Source organism: Streptosporangium carneum (assembly GCF_027922005.1).
In the GTDB taxonomy this organism is placed as follows: Bacteria; Actinomycetota; Actinomycetes; order Streptosporangiales; family Streptosporangiaceae; genus Streptosporangium; species Streptosporangium carneum.
In genome coordinates this window covers 1-14,405 of record NZ_BSEV01000054.1, presented here as the reverse complement: position 1 = coordinate 14,405, position 14,405 = coordinate 1, and the positions used below count along the sequence as shown (strand labels likewise).

General features: G+C 69.1%; 12 protein-coding genes and 1 tRNA gene. 8 read left to right on the top strand and 5 right to left on the bottom strand.

The genetic code is table 11. The features are described from left to right. Positions 1-1,350 precede the first annotated feature (1,350 nt). Positions 1,351-1,986, bottom strand: a complete 636-nt coding sequence (locus PKF00_RS43590) for a MerR family transcriptional regulator (RefSeq protein ID WP_271223676.1) — start codon at positions 1,984-1,986, stop codon at positions 1,351-1,353. A gap of 91 nt (positions 1,987-2,077) precedes the next feature. Beyond that, positions 2,078-3,544, bottom strand: a complete 1,467-nt coding sequence (locus tag PKF00_RS43585; RefSeq protein WP_271223675.1) for a DHA2 family efflux MFS transporter permease subunit — start codon at positions 3,542-3,544, stop codon at positions 2,078-2,080. Between the two features lie 120 nt (positions 3,545-3,664). Here PKF00_RS43585 and PKF00_RS43580 point away from each other — a divergent pair, with 120 nt between their 5' ends. The 6 genes from PKF00_RS43580 (at position 3,665) to PKF00_RS43555 (ending at position 10,470) form a co-directional block, all read left to right on the top strand. After that, the gene (locus PKF00_RS43580) at positions 3,665-5,833 is read left to right on the top strand and encodes an MMPL family transporter (protein ID WP_271223674.1); all 2,169 of its coding nucleotides are present in this window, start codon (positions 3,665-3,667) and stop codon (positions 5,831-5,833) included. A gap of 3 nt (positions 5,834-5,836) precedes the next feature. Beyond that, entirely contained in the window at positions 5,837-6,865 is a 1,029-nt protein-coding gene (locus PKF00_RS43575) for an aldo/keto reductase (RefSeq protein WP_271223673.1), read from the top strand. Positions 6,866-7,225: 360 nt separating this feature from the next. Then, positions 7,226-8,368 (top strand): sensor histidine kinase, encoded by a 1,143-nt coding sequence (locus PKF00_RS43570; protein WP_271223672.1) that lies wholly within the window; start codon positions 7,226-7,228, stop codon positions 8,366-8,368. Next, positions 8,362-9,006 (top strand): response regulator, encoded by a 645-nt coding sequence (locus PKF00_RS43565; RefSeq protein ID WP_271223671.1) that lies wholly within the window; start codon positions 8,362-8,364, stop codon positions 9,004-9,006. The genes PKF00_RS43570 and PKF00_RS43565 overlap by 7 nt, the downstream gene beginning before the upstream one ends. Before the next feature lie 22 nt (positions 9,007-9,028). Then, the gene (locus PKF00_RS43560) at positions 9,029-10,000 is read left to right on the top strand and encodes a hypothetical protein (RefSeq protein ID WP_271223670.1); all 972 of its coding nucleotides are present in this window, start codon (positions 9,029-9,031) and stop codon (positions 9,998-10,000) included. Next, a complete protein-coding gene (locus PKF00_RS43555; RefSeq protein WP_271223669.1) occupies positions 9,997-10,470 on the top strand; it encodes an ABA4-like family protein in 474 nt (157 codons plus the stop codon). Before PKF00_RS43560 ends, PKF00_RS43555 begins: the two co-directional genes overlap by 4 nt. A gap of 157 nt (positions 10,471-10,627) precedes the next feature. Here PKF00_RS43555 and PKF00_RS43550 read toward each other — a convergent pair. The 3 genes from PKF00_RS43550 to PKF00_RS43540 form a co-directional block, all read right to left on the bottom strand. After that, positions 10,628-10,701, bottom strand: a tRNA-Lys gene (locus PKF00_RS43550). Positions 10,702-11,308: 607 nt separating this feature from the next. Continuing rightward, the gene (locus tag PKF00_RS43545; protein WP_271223668.1) at positions 11,309-11,707 is read right to left on the bottom strand and encodes an OsmC family protein; all 399 of its coding nucleotides are present in this window, start codon (positions 11,705-11,707) and stop codon (positions 11,309-11,311) included. Positions 11,708-11,767: 60 nt separating this feature from the next. Next, on the bottom strand, positions 11,768-12,091 hold the full coding sequence (locus PKF00_RS43540) for a hypothetical protein (RefSeq protein ID WP_271223667.1): 324 nt from the start codon (positions 12,089-12,091) through the stop codon (positions 11,768-11,770). 181 nt (positions 12,092-12,272) lie between these two features. On the opposite strand from PKF00_RS43540, the gene PKF00_RS43535 reads away from it, so the two are divergent. Together PKF00_RS43535 and PKF00_RS43530 are read left to right on the top strand one after the other, a co-directional pair. Then, positions 12,273-12,641, top strand: coding sequence for a phage holin family protein (locus tag PKF00_RS43535; protein WP_271223666.1), 369 nt, complete (start codon positions 12,273-12,275; stop codon positions 12,639-12,641). Positions 12,642-12,871: 230 nt separating this feature from the next. Further along, a complete protein-coding gene (locus tag PKF00_RS43530; protein ID WP_271223665.1) occupies positions 12,872-14,248 on the top strand; it encodes an alpha-lytic protease prodomain-containing protein in 1,377 nt (458 codons plus the stop codon). Positions 14,249-14,405 lie beyond the last annotated feature (157 nt).

The window sequence follows — 14,405 nt, the reverse complement described above, 5'->3', positions numbered from 1 at the left end:
CGCAGCACAACCCCATCCCGCAGACACTTACCGCTTAACCTGCAGAAACAGGATCACGCGGAGATCAACTCATACACCACTCCGCTGGACGTGACCCCCCACCCGTGGGGCACCGGCTTCGGTGGGCCACTTGTTGCCCGCCCCCAATGCGTGGGCATGCCCCCGACCCCTGACCAGGTCATGTTCATGCCGCCCGGGTCACTCCCCACGCTTGCCGGCCGTCTCCCCGCCCCACAAGACGCTTCCCCCCGCCCGTGGAGCCCGCGCTTCGCTGGGACGGCTGTTGCCCGCCCGTCGCTTCGCCACTCGCCGGGACCTCCGCCCAGGCACTGCGACGGCGAGCAGTACGACGGGCCTGATCGGGATGGACGGGCCTGATCGGGATGGACGGGCCTGATCGGGGCGGCGGGCAGTATGACGGGCCTGGTCGGGGTGGCGAGCAGGACGGCGGACCTGGTCGGGACGACGGGTAGTGCGACGGATCTGGTCGGGACGACGGGCAGTGTGACGGACCTGGTCGGGACGGCCAGTAGTACGACGGGCCCGGTTGGGCGGCCAGTAGTACGCGGGCCTGGTTGGGGTGGCGAGCAGTGTGACGGCCCTGGTTGGGGCCGCCAGTAGTACGCGGGCCCGTCCGGGATTTCCATAGTCCGGGGGTGTCGGTCAGGCCGGTTGTGCTTCCCGCTGTTCCGACGTTGGGCAGGCCCGGGAGCCCGGGCAGGGGGAATGGGCGGGCAGCAGCCGTCTCGGCGAAGCGCGGGCTCCACGGGTGGGGGGAAGCGCTTTATAGGGTGGGAAACGGCTGATGGAGGGTCCGGCCGATGTGGGCAGGACCTGGTCAGGGGTCGGGGACGTGCCCACGCATTGGGGCGGGCAACAAGTGGCCTGCCGAAGCCGGTGCCCCACGGGTGGGCAGGCCCTTCTCTCGTCGGGGGTTTTTCCAGCTCAGCCCTGCGCTCCTTTCGAAAAGGGAGGCTTCAGCTACGGCGATCGACCATGGATGAAACCCCTGCGGATTGCTTCAGCGTCAGACAGGACACTGGGCGGCCGGAAAGGGAAGCGACTACGGCGGGCACACCGTACGAAACCGGCAGCCGTGCGTGGAGGGGGGCGGGTGGTCCGGCCGGCGTATAAAAGGACCGCAACCCCCCGCGCCCGCCAGGCCGGAGGCCTGAATCCGCCAGAGCTCAGCTGAGACGGCCGGCCGGACCACCCGCCCCCCTCCACGCGAACAAAGCCCAGCCCAGAAAACCAAACAAGCCCAGCGAACCGACCGACCTCACCGAACCAACCGAACCCCGCCAGCAACCGCCCCAAGCCCCGATCCAGGAACAGCTTCGAGGCGGCCCGTCACTCCTCCACGTAGGAGCCGAACAGCCGGGTGGTCTCCGCCTCCTGGGCGATGCGCCGGACCGAGGAGACCACGGCGTCGCCGATGGCGGTCCAGATCACCACGGCCTCGGCCATGCTGTCGAGGTCGGGTCTGCCCATGATGGCCTGGATCTCCAACTCTGCCAGGTGTCCGACCGCGTCGGCGTACTCCCCGAGCAGCGAGAAGTAGTCGTCCTGCCGCAGGCGGTGCATGGTGGCCAGCGCCTCGGCCAGGCTCTGCCTGGCCGGGTTGCGCGGGCCCACCCGCCATCCGCGCTTGGCGATGAGCTCCTCCACCTGGCGGTTCGCCTCGGTCCACGCCTCGTCCTCGACGTGTTCGCGGCGGGTGGTCAGGGCGTACTGCGCCTTGCCGAGCGCGCTGAGGCTGTTCATCTGCGAGTCCATGAGGGTGAGGACGTCGCGGGCGGCGGCGATGCTCAGCCCGCCGACCTCGACGAGCGCCCTGGCCAGCTTCAGTCTGCGCAGATGACTCTCCTCGTACTGCGCCTGGTTCGGGCTGGTCCGCTCACCGGGCGGCAGCAGCCCTTCCCGCATGTAGTACTTGATCGTCGGGATCGGCACCCCGCTGCGGCGGCTGAGCTCCGCGATTCGCATACTTCCTCCTCTCCCCTGGGACGTCCTTCGTGGTCTGGGGGAACGGCCTCACCTGGAACGAGTCGATTCAGGATAGACAGCGAACCCTCCGCTATCCACTTTGGAGCGTCCCGAGCGGCCGGACCGCCTCGGTTTCCTCGGTGGGAGGCGTGGTTTCCTCTGTGGGGGACGCGGAGGCAGGGGCCGTGGAGGCGGGGGGCCGTGCGGGGGTCAGCAGGGCCGCGACGGCGCCGAGGGCGAGGATGGCCGCGCCCGCCCAGAGTGCGGGCCGCAGGCCGGAGACGAAGGTCTCCGCGCCGGTGTAGCCGCCCGTCGCGGCGAACAGGCCCGACAGCACGGCGATGCCCATGACGACGCCGACCTGCCGCATCGCGTTGTTGACCCCGGAGGCGACGCCTTCCTCCCGCGTCGAGACGAAGTCCAGCGTCTGGCGCGCGCTGAGCGCGAAGAACAGCCCCATGCCGAGGCCGGCGACCACCATCGCGGGCAGCAGCACGAGGTAGGAGACCTCGGGGGAGACGACCAGCGCGAACCAGGCCAGCGCCCCGCCCTGCAGGACGGCGCCGGCCACCATGAGCCGTCTGACCCCGATCCGCTCGCCGAACACGCCCGCCAGCGGGGCGACGAGGACGGGCATCATCGTCCACGGCAGCGTGCGCAGCCCGGCGCCCGCGGGCGAGAAGCGCAGGACGTGCTGCAGGAACTGCGTGAGCAGGAAGACCGCGCCGAACATGCCGCCCTGGACGAGCAGCGCGACCAGGTTGGAGAGGGCGAAGCCCCGGCTGCGGAACAGCCTGGGCGGCACCACCGGGTTGGGGACCCTGCGCTCCCAGAGCACGAACCAGGCGAGCAGCCCGGCGCCCACCGCGACGGGGACGATCACCTGCGGGTTCCCCCAGCCGAGGGTGGTGCTGCGCACCATGCCGTACACGACTCCGAGGAGTCCCGAGGTGACGAGAAGGGTGCCGCGGACGTCGAGGCGGCTGTAGGGGCCGTGGCTCTCCCGCAGGAAGCGGAAGGCCAGCGGCACCAGGACCAGCCCGATGGGAACGTTGATCCAGAAGACCCAGTGCCAGTCGCCGAGTTCGACGATCGCCCCGCCGATCCACGGGCCGATGGCGATGGCGAGCCCGCTCATGCCGCTGAGCCCGGCGATCGCCATGCCCCTGCGCTCCGGCGCGACGGACTGGACCACGAGGGTCAGGGCCAGCGGGAAGATCACCGAGGCTCCGACGCCCTGTACGGCACGGGCCAGGACGAGGAGCTCCGCGGACGCGGCCAGCGCCGCGGCGGCCGAGGCCAGGGTGAACAGGGCGACTCCTCCGACGAAGACCCTGCGCCTGCCGAAGCGGTCGCCGAGGATCGCGGCGGTGAGCAGGAAGATCGCGTATGTCAGCGTGTAGGCGTTCACCGTCCACTCGAGACTCTCAAGTGACACGTCGAAGCGGTCACGAATAGTGGGCAACGCGGTGGTGACGACGAGGTTGTCCATCGACGCCATGAAGGCCGCCACCCCGGTGATCAGGAACGTGGGCAGGCCGCCGCCTCGCACATTCACAAGACGCCTCCATTCAAGGACCTTGCGAAGACTCGTATGGATAGTGGATATTATCACTATCGGGTTTCTATCGATAGTAGTGATATCCACTATCCACTGGCGTCCACAGAGAGGGGAATCATGTTCTCCGCGCTAGGCAGGTTCGCCGCGAGACGCCGACTATGGGTCGTCGTCGGCACCTTGATCTTCACGGTCGTGGCCGGAGGCTGGGGCTCGGGCGTACTGAGCAGGCTCGGCGGCGGCGCGGGCTTCGACGACCCGGGAAGCGAGTCCGTGCACGCGGACGAGATCGTCGCCGGCCCCCTGGGCCGCTACGCGAACGACATCGTCGCGCTCTACGAGAGCCCGGACAAGACGGTCGACGACCCTGCCTTCGCGGGACCTCTGCAGAGCGCCCTGGCGGCGGTGCCCCGAGGCGACATCGTGCGCCTCGAGTCCTACTGGACGACGAAGTCGCCGGACTTCGTCTCCAAGGACAAGCACTCGACATACGTCACGATCCAGCTCAACTCCAGCGTCGACCAGCAGCGCGTGCTGCAACTGCGCGCGATCCAGGACAAGCTCAAGGTGAGCGGCCTGACGGTCCGCTTCGGCGGACTGACCTCGATGACCGACCAGGTGAACCGGCAGACGCTGCGCGACCTGCTGTTCGCCGAGTCACTGTCCGTCCCGATCCTGCTGATCCTGCTGGTGCTGATCTTCCGCAGCTTCGTCGCGGCCTCCCTGCCGCTCCTCATCGGGTTCACCGCGGCGTTCGGCTCGTTCGCGGTGCTGCGCTTCGTCACCCTGTTCACCGACATCTCGACGTTCGCGATCCAGGTGATCAGCATCCTCGGCCTGGGCCTGGCCATCGACTACGCGCTGCTCATGGTCAACCGGTTCCGTGAGGAGATGCGCGCGGGCCACTCGACCGACGAGGCCGTGCGGCGGACCATGGTCACGGCGGGCCGCACCATCGCGTTCTCCGGCCTGATCGTCGCCATGTCCTTCGCGGGCCTGACGGTCTTCCCCTCCAGGTTCCTGCTGTCGATGGGCTACGCGGGCGCGGGCGTCACGCTGCTGGCGGTGCTGGCCACGCTCACCGTGCTGCCCGCCGTGCTGCGTTACGCGGGCCCCAGGGTGAACTCCCGCAGGGAGCGCCAGGGCCGCGCGGCGCAGACCCCGGTCACCCAGGGCCGGTGGTACCGCCTGGCGCACGCCGTGATGCGGCGTCCGCTGGCCGTCACCGCCGCCATCGTCGTGGTGCTGGTCGGCCTCGGCCTGCCCTTCCTCGGCGTCAACTGGGCGCGTCCCGGCGACTGGGTGCTGCCCGCCCAGGCGGACGCCCGCCTGGTGACCCAGAAGCTGGCCACCGAGTTCTCGCACGACCCCGCCAAGCTGGTGACCTCCGTCGTGGAGGGCAGGGCCGACACCGCCGCCCTCGAGGCCTACGCCCGCAGGCTCGACACGGTCGGCGGCGTCGACAGCGCGCGGATCACCGGCGTCAAGGACGCCCAGGCCAGGCTCTCCCTGGGATACTCCAGCGACCCGATGTCGCGGGAGGCCCGCCGGATGGTCGAACAGCTGCGCGCGGTCCCGGCCCCGCCGGGCACGAAGGCCTCCTTCACCGGCATGCCCGCCTCGCGGGTCGACATCGTCGACATGGTCGTCTCCCGGATGCCGTGGATGGCGCTGTTCGTCGCCGTCGTCTCGTTCGCGGTGCTGTTCATGGCCTTCGGCTCCGTGGTGCTGCCGCTGAAGTCGATCCTGCTCAACCTGCTGTCGCTGTCGGCCTCGTTCGGCGCGATCAAACTGATCTTCCAGGACGGCTGGCTCTCGGGGTTGCTGAACTTCGTGCCGGTCGGCGCGATCGACGTCAACTTCCCCGTGCTGATCGTGGCCATCGCCTTCGGCCTGGCGATGGACTACGAGGTCTTCCTGCTGTCGCGGATCCGCGAGGAGATCGAGCGCACCGGCGACCCGGTCGAGTCGATCGCCGTGGGCGTCCAGCACACGGCGAGGATCATCACGAGCGCCGCCCTGCTGCTCGTCGTCGTGGTCGGCGGCTTCGTGATCTCCGGCATCACGTTCATGAAGATGGCCGGAGTCGGCCTGATCATCGCGGTCGTCGTGGACGTGACCGTCGTCCGCGGCCTGCTCGTGCCCGCGACCATGCGCCTGCTCGGCTCGGCCGCCTGGTGGGCGCCTGCCCCGCTCAGGCGCGTGTGGGACAGGTACGGCGTGCGCGAGACGAGCGGCGCGAGCGACGCCGGTGAGCGCGACATGACCCCCCGACCGGCAGGAGTGTGACCGATGGAATATCGCGTGCTTGGCCGTACCGGCCTGAAGGTGAGCAAGATCTGCCTGGGCGGCATGATGTTCGGTGCCTGGGGCAACTCGGACCACGAGGACTCCGCCAAGATCATCGATCGGGCGCTCGACGCGGGCGTGAACTTCATCGACACCTCGGACAACTACTCGGCCGGCGAGTCCGAGGAGATCATCGGCAAGGCCCTGGCGGGCGCGGGCGCGCGTGACCGGGTCGTGCTCGCGACGAAGTGCCACATGCCCATGGGCGAGGACCCGAACTCGCGCGGCAACTCCCGTCGCTGGATCTTCCAAGAGGTCGACAACAGCCTGCGCCGCCTCGGCACGGACTGGATCGACCTCTACCAGATCCACCGCCCCGACCTCGTGACCGACGTCGACGAGACCCTCGGCGCCCTCACCGACCTGGTCCGGGCCGGGAAGATCCGCTACTTCGGCACCTCGACCTTCCCGGCGCACCTGATCGTCGAGGCGTACTGGACCGCACAGGTGCGCGCCAGGGAGCGCTTCGTCTGCGAGCAGGCGCCGTACTCGCTGCTGGTGCGCGGGGTGGAGGCCGACGTGCTGCCGGTGTGCGAGAAGTACGGGACCGGGGTGATCACCTGGAGTCCGCTGGCCGGCGGCTGGCTGAGCGGAACCTACCGCAAGGGCAGGGAGCTGCCCTTCACCGTGCGCAGCTTCGTGCTGCCCGAGCGGTACGACATGGCCCTGGCCGACAACCAGCGCAAGCTGGAGGCGGTCGAGGCGTTCGCCCACCTCGCCGAGCAGACGGGGATCACCCTGGTCGAGCTCTCGCTCGCCTTCGTGCTCCAGCATCCGGCCGTGACCTCCGTGATCATCGGCCCCCGGACCGCGGAGCATCTGGAGAGCCAGCTGAGCGCGGCCTCGGTGACGCTGGAGGCGGGGGTGCTCGACGAGATCGACCACATCGTGCCGCCGGGCGTCACGCTGAACCCGCACGACGCCGGATGGCGGCACCCCGCCCTGGAAGACCAGGTCAGACGGCGTCGTTGAAATTTCATAAAACAAAAATCGGCTCGAAGTAAGATATAGAACAAGCACACGCCCTCCAACTCCGAGCGGCCGTCGGCAATTAAAATATGAGCCCTCCTATATGTTTGCCGACGGCCGCACAGAGTGTAGACACGAACAGTGAGAGTCCGAATACACCCACCCTTCTCGGGTTTTAGTGCGTCACTAACGTTGCACCGGATACGCCTTCCCTAGATAATGAGGACGTGGACCGGCTGCGCTGGTGTTCGGGGGAACAAAACCAGCGATGCATTACGTGGTTCGTTTAACTTCACGCAACCAGACCTGCTATGGCAGAGCGGTCCGTTCAAGCTCGAAGTTCGTCCATTGAAATGCACGGGGATGACGATGCAAGGGACCAGTATCGGCGCACTTCTCACACCTCAACAGCGTTACACGTTAAACAGTTCAACAATAATGGAGGATTACGAAAACCGGCTGCGGACACAGGAGAGCCCACTGATCGGGAACCCCGAGATATGGGCGGAGTGCCGGCTGCAGGCCGAGCTCGTGCTGGCCGAGTGCGCCGAGGCCCTCAGGCCGGGCGGAAGGCGAGGTCATCCGCAGTTCGCCGACCTGCCCGCGCACGTCACCAGCCTCATCGACCCTCTCGAGGCCGCGCTCGGCTGGTCCGAGCTGTTCGACGCGGTGTGCGACCACCTGCCCGCCATCCTGGACGGCGATCCTGAGGAGGCGGCGCTGCAGAAGGCGTTTCTGACGACCCTCAACCGGGGCATTCTGGCGCTGACCCAGGTTCTGTCGGCCAGGCAGAACGCCATGGCCCTCGACCGCATCCACGAGATGCAGCTCGACGACCGTCACCGCCTCGCCCGAGAGATCCACGACTGGGTCGGCAGCGGTGTCAGCATGGCGCTCCTCCACCTCGACATGTTCGAGAACCGGCGACGGACGGTCGACGTCGAGGTTGAGATCGGGAACATCCGCCACGTCCTCTTCGAGATGTCGCAGGGCGCGAGAAGACTGGTCTCAGGGCTGCGCTGGCACGTTCCCGAGCCGCCCCTCGAGGTGGCCCTGAAGGAGTTCGCGCGTGACGCCGCGCCACCGGGCACCGCTGTGGACATCGCCGTTCACGGAGACGAGCAACTGCTGCCGGAACAGTACAAGAGCGAGATCTTCGCGGTCCTCCGCGAGGGCATGCGCAACGCCTTCGCCCACTCGAAGGCCAGGAAAGTGGTCACCCGTGTGGACATCGTCTCGGGAGACCTCCTCGCGACGGTCGACGACGACGGCACGGGACTCGTTCTCACCGGAAAGGAGAACAGCGCCGGACTCTCCTCAATGAGGGAGCGCATCGAGCTACTCCACGGGGTCTTCCACCTCGCCAGCCGCCTGTCCGCCGGCACGCGGCTCCGGATATGGGTCCCACTTCCAGGAGCGTTGACATGCCGGAATCAAACGGTCGTATCCGGATCGTCGTCGCCGACGACCACACACTGTTCCGAGACGCCCTCTGCCAGGTGCTGAGGGGAGAGGACGACTTCCACGTCGTGGGAGACGCCTCCGACGGACCCGGCGTGGTCTCGCTCGCCGCCCGCGCGAGGCCGGACATCGTGCTGCTCGACGTGGAGATGCCCAACCACCACCCGATGCGGACCCTGCCGCGTCTGCTGGAGGTGGCACAGCCTCCCAAAGTGATCATCCTGAGCATGCACGACGATCCGCAACTGGTGCAGGAGCTGCTCGGCGCGGGCGCCCACGGTTACCTGCACAAGGCCATCCGCAGCCAGGAGCTGCTGCTGGCCATCCGCAGCGTCCACGCGGGCCGCCACGGCGTCACGGTCCTGGTCTCACAGGCGATCGCACCGCCCCCGCGCGCCGCCGCCCCGCAGGGGGTTCTCACCGAACGCGAGCAGGAGGTCCTGGCACTGGTCGCGAACGCTCTCAGCAACAGGCAGATCGCCGTCCAGCTGGCGATCACCGAGGGGACCGTCAAGCGGCACCTGCGCAACATCTTCGGCAAGCTGTCCGCCGTCTCCCGGATCGACGCGGTCAACAAGGCCACCGGATCGACCCTGCCCCATCCTCTGGTCCGGCCCGTTCAGAGCCTGCCCCCTCTTGCCAGCATGAAGCAGATAATGGATCGTTGTACTATCGATACCTGACTATCTATTTCTGGGAGATGTCGTGACGCGAACTCTCCGTGCCGTGCTGGACTGGCACCGCCCGCTCGTCCTGTTCAGCGCAGGGCTGGCCGGGCTCGCCGTGCTCTGCGCCGCCGGAATGGCCGTCGACGAGCGCCTGCTCGACGGCTCGTCCGTCTGGCTCAAGCCGTTCAAGTTCGCCCTCTCGTTCATGATCTACGCCCTGACGCTGGCCTGGCTGCTGCCGATGCTCCGCAGGACCCCGGTGCTGGCCAGGCAGGTGGGAACCGTGATCGCCTCGCTCAGCACGATCGGGGTCGGCCTGATCACCTTCCAGGCCGCCCGGGGCAGGCACAGCCACTTCAACGTCAGCACCCCGCAGGACGCCTCCATCTTCGGGATCATGGGGATGCTGGTCACGCTGCTGGCGGTCGTCACCATGGTCGTCGCCGTCATGGCACTGGGCCAGCCCGGCCGCGACCGGGTGACCACCGCGGCGCTGCGCTTCGGGCTGCTGGTCTGCGTGCTGGGCATGATGGTGGCCTACTACATGGTCGGGGGAACAGGACGCGCCGAGGCCGCGGCCGCGGGGACCTTCGCCGGGGGCGCGCACAGCGTCGGCGTCGCCGACGGCGGCCCCGGCATGCCGATCACCGGGTGGAGCACCACCGGGGGCGACATGCGCGCCCCGCACGCCGTCGGGCTGCACGCGCTGCAGGTGATGCCGTTGCTCGCGCTCCTGCTGACCGCCGCCGCCCGCCGCCTTCCCGCGCTCGACGCCGAGCGGGTACGGCTCGGCCTGGTGTGGGTGGCCGGGCTCGGATACGCCGGGCTCGTCGTGCTGCTGACCTGGCAGGCGCGCAGGGGCCAGCCGCTGATCTACCCCGACGCCCTCACCCTGACCGCGCTCGGCGTCCTGCTCGGCGCCGTCGTCGTCGCGGCGGGAGCGGTGATCGCGTTCGGGCGCAGGCAGTTGCCGGTGCGCGGCCCGGCCGTCAGGGAGGGCGTCTCATGACGGTCGACACGCTCTTCGACGTCACCTTCCCGCTGGTCGTCCCGTTCTGGGCGTTGATGATCCTCGCGCCGACCTGGCCGGTCACCCACCGGATCAGTTCGTCGCCCCTGATCGTCCTGCCGCCGCTGGCGGTCTACCTCGTGCTGGCCCTCCCGCGCTTCCCCGCGCTCTGGGCGGTGGTCAGCACGACCGACCTGGGCCTGATCACCGCGTTCTTCGGCCGCCCTGACGGCGCGGCCATCCTGTGGGCGCACGTGATCGCCTTCGACCTGTTCGTCGGCCGCTGGATGTATCTCGACTCCCGCGAGCGCCGGGTCCACCCCCTGGTGATGGGTCCCCTCCTGGTGCTGACGATCCTGCTCTCCCCCGTCGGGTTGCTCGTCTACCTGGCGATCCGCGTGCTCAGCGGACGTCCCGCGCCGGGCGTCCCGGCCGGCGGGCGTCCGCCCGTCGCCTCGGAGACCAGGTGAGGCGGGTCCGCCCGACGGCGCGGGCAGCCCGCGCCCGAGGTCTCGCTCCCGATGTCACGGGCCGGCAGGCCGGCGAGGCGGAATGAGGCCGGGACGGGCGCGGCCGTGAAACGAGGAAAGCCCAGGCCATGAACCATGACCTGGGCTTCCTTCGAAGTGCGCCGCCAGGGACTCGAACCCCGGACCCGCTGATTAAGAGTCAGCTGCTCTAACCAACTGAGCTAGCGGCGCCTGCGATGGGGACAACTTTAGCAGCCGCCGGGACGGCGACGCACATCGGAAAACCGCTCGACGCGCGAGGAGCGCGGGGAGGAGGGCGGCCCCGGTGACGCCGACCGGCACGGCGCCGCGGAAGGGGTCACAGGGTCGCGAGGCACGGGTCGCGAGGCACGGGTCACGGGTCACGAGGCACGGGAGGAGCGACGGGCCGGGGCCGTGGGAGGAGCCAAGGGGTCGCGGAAGGCGTCCGGGAGGTTCCGGGGAAGACCGGGGGCCGGGCGGTTCGTCGACCTGCCCGGCCCCCGCCGGTTCGGATGAAGGCTCGGGGCCGGACAGTCCCCCAACTGTCCGGCCCCGGCCTCTTCGCGGGCCCTTCGTCGCCTCCCCCAAGACTTCGAAGGTCCGCTCCGGGACGCGATCCCCCTCGCGTCCTGTATCCGGTGAAAAGTCCCTGCTATGCTCCCCCCGGGCTTCGCAGAACCCCTTGACCTGCTTCAACAGTACAGAAGCGAACGTAACGAGCACGTCATCCAGGGGTTGATTTTGGGCCTACACCCGGAGATGACCCGGTATCACCGGCAGGGGTTCGCAGGCCGCCGTCCGGCGGGGCGAGAGCGGGTCACTCGGGCAGTTCGAGCCTGACCTCGGTCTTCTCCCGCAGCGCCCGGCTCACCGTGCAGTACTTCTCCTCGACCCGCCTGGCCACGGCGCGGAAGACCTCGTCGGCCTTCTCGTCGCCCTCGGGAAGCTCCACGTCGTAGGTGACGGTGATCGGGCCGAGCAGCGTCGGCTCGACCTTCTCCGCCTGGACGGTCATGGCCAGGCGCACGAGGCGGTGGCCGCGCTGGGCGGTGAGGGGCTCGACGGTGACGATGTTGCAGCCGCCGAGCGCCGCCAGCAGCAGCTCGACCGGGGTGAACACGCCCTGCTCGTCACCGCTGCCCATGACGACCTCGGCCCCGCGGTCGTTGCGGGCCACGAATCCGTCGTCGGTCCGCTCGACGTTCACCAGCGCCATGACATTCCTCCCCCGTGGCTGTGCCGATCACCCTACCCAGCGACCGGGACGGGTGGCGGATCAGGCGTCGGGATGTTTGGAGAGGTACTCGATGTAGAACGGACGAAGCGCGTCGCCGAGCTCGCCCTCACCGGACGCCATGGCGTCACTGAGCAGGGCCGACACCCGGCTCAGGTCGTTGGCCGTCTCGTCCTCGTTTCCCGTCGACGCCTCCGCGGCCGGGATCACCTTGAGCAGTTCCCACAGGAAGGCGAAGTCCCCGTGGCGCACGGCGTAGCGGACCGCGCGATCATGTAGTTCCTGGGCCGACAGCGCCTCAAGCTGGTCCGTTTCCAACTGACCCACCTCCTCACGCCCCTTCTGCCCCCAGATGACGGCGATCATGCATGGTCAGCGCCCCAAGTGGAGGCGGACGGACGCCCGCTTCCCCGCGTACGCGCCGTCCGGAACGTCGATCGCGCGGCGGCCGCCCCGGCAGGCGCAGAACTGTTTAGTGTCCAGGTAAGTCCGCCGCCGACGGCGCGGATCTATCGCTCGTCCGATCCCCATGCGAGGATGCCAAAACGTGAGAATCATCATCAAGATCCTGGCTGTGGCAGCCGCCCTGTGGGCGGCCACCCAGCTTGTGGACGGCATCACGGTGTCCGCGTCGACCACCACGAACAAGATCGGTACGCTTGTCGCGGTGGCGCTCGTCTTCGGCATCGTCAACGCGGTGCTCAAGCCGGTCATCAAAACCCTCGGCTGCGCCTTCTACGTGCTCACGCTGGGCCTGTTCGCCCTGGTCGTGAACGCGGGCCTGCTGCTGCTGACAAGCTGGATCGCCGCCCAGCTCCAGCTGCCGTTCCACGTGGACGGCTTCTGGGCCGCGTTCTGGGGCGCGATCATCGTCGGCCTGGTGAGCTGGCTGCTGGATCTGGTCCTCGGCGACTGAGACCCGGGGCCGTTCCTGATGGGGCATGCCGGGCGGCGGGCCACGGCCGCCTCTCGGTTATCCGCCCTCTTCGGGCAGGTCACGGCCCCGAAAGCGCCTGCCATGTCACCATATGACAAGTTCTGGCGGCGAAATCTTCATAACACGACGATAGGGACGTTCTGAGAGAGCCGCTCCTTGTGTCCGAACCGTTACGTTGACGGCGCACCCCCCGACATGAGGAGAGATCAATGCTCCGCAGAAATGCCGTGGCGGCCGGCCTCACGGTCGCCGTCACGTTGGTCGCCGCTCCCGCCATCGCCTTCGCAACCACCGGTTCCTCCGCCGCGGACCCCCTTTATCCCCAGGCGAAGGCGGAGGCTGCGGCCGTCGTCAAGCCCGCTCCTGAAATGATCTCCGCGCTGACGCGCGATCTCGGCATCACCAGTGAGCAGGCCTCCACCCGCCTGGTCAACGAGAGTGCGGCCGCCAAGGTCGAGCCGATCATCGGCAAGCAGCTCGGCGCGGCCTACGGCGGCGCCTGGGTCACCGGCCCCACCGCCGAACTCGTGGTCGCGACCAGTGACTCCAAGCAGCTCACGACCATCCTCAAGACCGGCGCCCAGGCCAAGCTGGTCAAGCACTCGCTGGCCACGCTCGACGCCGCCAAGGCCAAGCTCGACCAGCGGGCCGAGGCCGCCGCGCCCAAGTCCGTGCCCGCCTGGTACGTCGACGTGCGCACCAACGGCGTCGTCGTGCTGGCCAACGACGTGGCCGCGGGCCAGGCGTTCGTCGACGCCAGCGGCGCCGACAAGTCCCTGGTCAAGGTCGAGAAGTCCAACGAGCAGCCCCGGACGTTCTACGACCTGCGGGGCGGCGACGCCTACTACATCGGCAGCGGCAGCCGCTGCTCGATCGGCTTCCCGGTGACCCGCAGCGGCCAGGGCGGATTCGCCACCGCCGGACACTGCGGCTCGACCGGCGCCTCGACCAGCGGCTCCAACCGGGTCGCGCAGGGCAGCTTCCAGGGCTCGTCCTTCCCCGGCAACGACTACGCCTGGGTCTCGACCAACTCCAACTGGACCCCGCGCGGCGTCGTGGTCCAGAACGGCGCCACGATCCCGGTGAACGGCTCCACCGTGGCGCAGGTCGGCTCCTCGGTCTGCCGGTCCGGCTCGACCACCGGCTGGCACTGCGGCAGCGTCCAGCAGCTCAACACCAGTGTCACCTACCAGGAGGGCACGGTCAGCGGGGTGACCCGCACCAGCGTCTGCGCCGAGCCCGGTGACTCCGGCGGCTCGTTCATCTCCGGCGACCAGGCCCAGGGCGTGACCTCGGGCGGTTCCGGCAACTGCTCCTCCGGCGGCACGACCTACTTCCAGCCGGTCAACGAGATCCTGCAGACGTACGGCCTCACCCTGGTCACCAGCAACGGCCCCCAGCCGACCTCGACGGGCAACAGCCCGACCCCGACGCAGACGGCCGGTGGCACCTGGGCCGCAGGCACCACCTACGCGGCCGGCGCGACGGTGACCTACGGCGGTTCCACCTACCGGTGCCTGCAGGGCCACACGGCCTACCCGGGCTGGGAGCCGCCGAACGTCCCCGCCCTCTGGCAGCGCGTCTGACCGGAGACGGTCCCGCCGGTCCCCGCTCCCCGAGACGCTCAAGGGCTCAGTGGTAGCGACTCGGGGAGCGGGGGACGGACCGGCTGGGGAGGGGCGGCCTTCGGGGAGGCCGCCCGCTCCCCCGGGGCCCGGCGGCGAGCGACGGTGACGGCCGCTC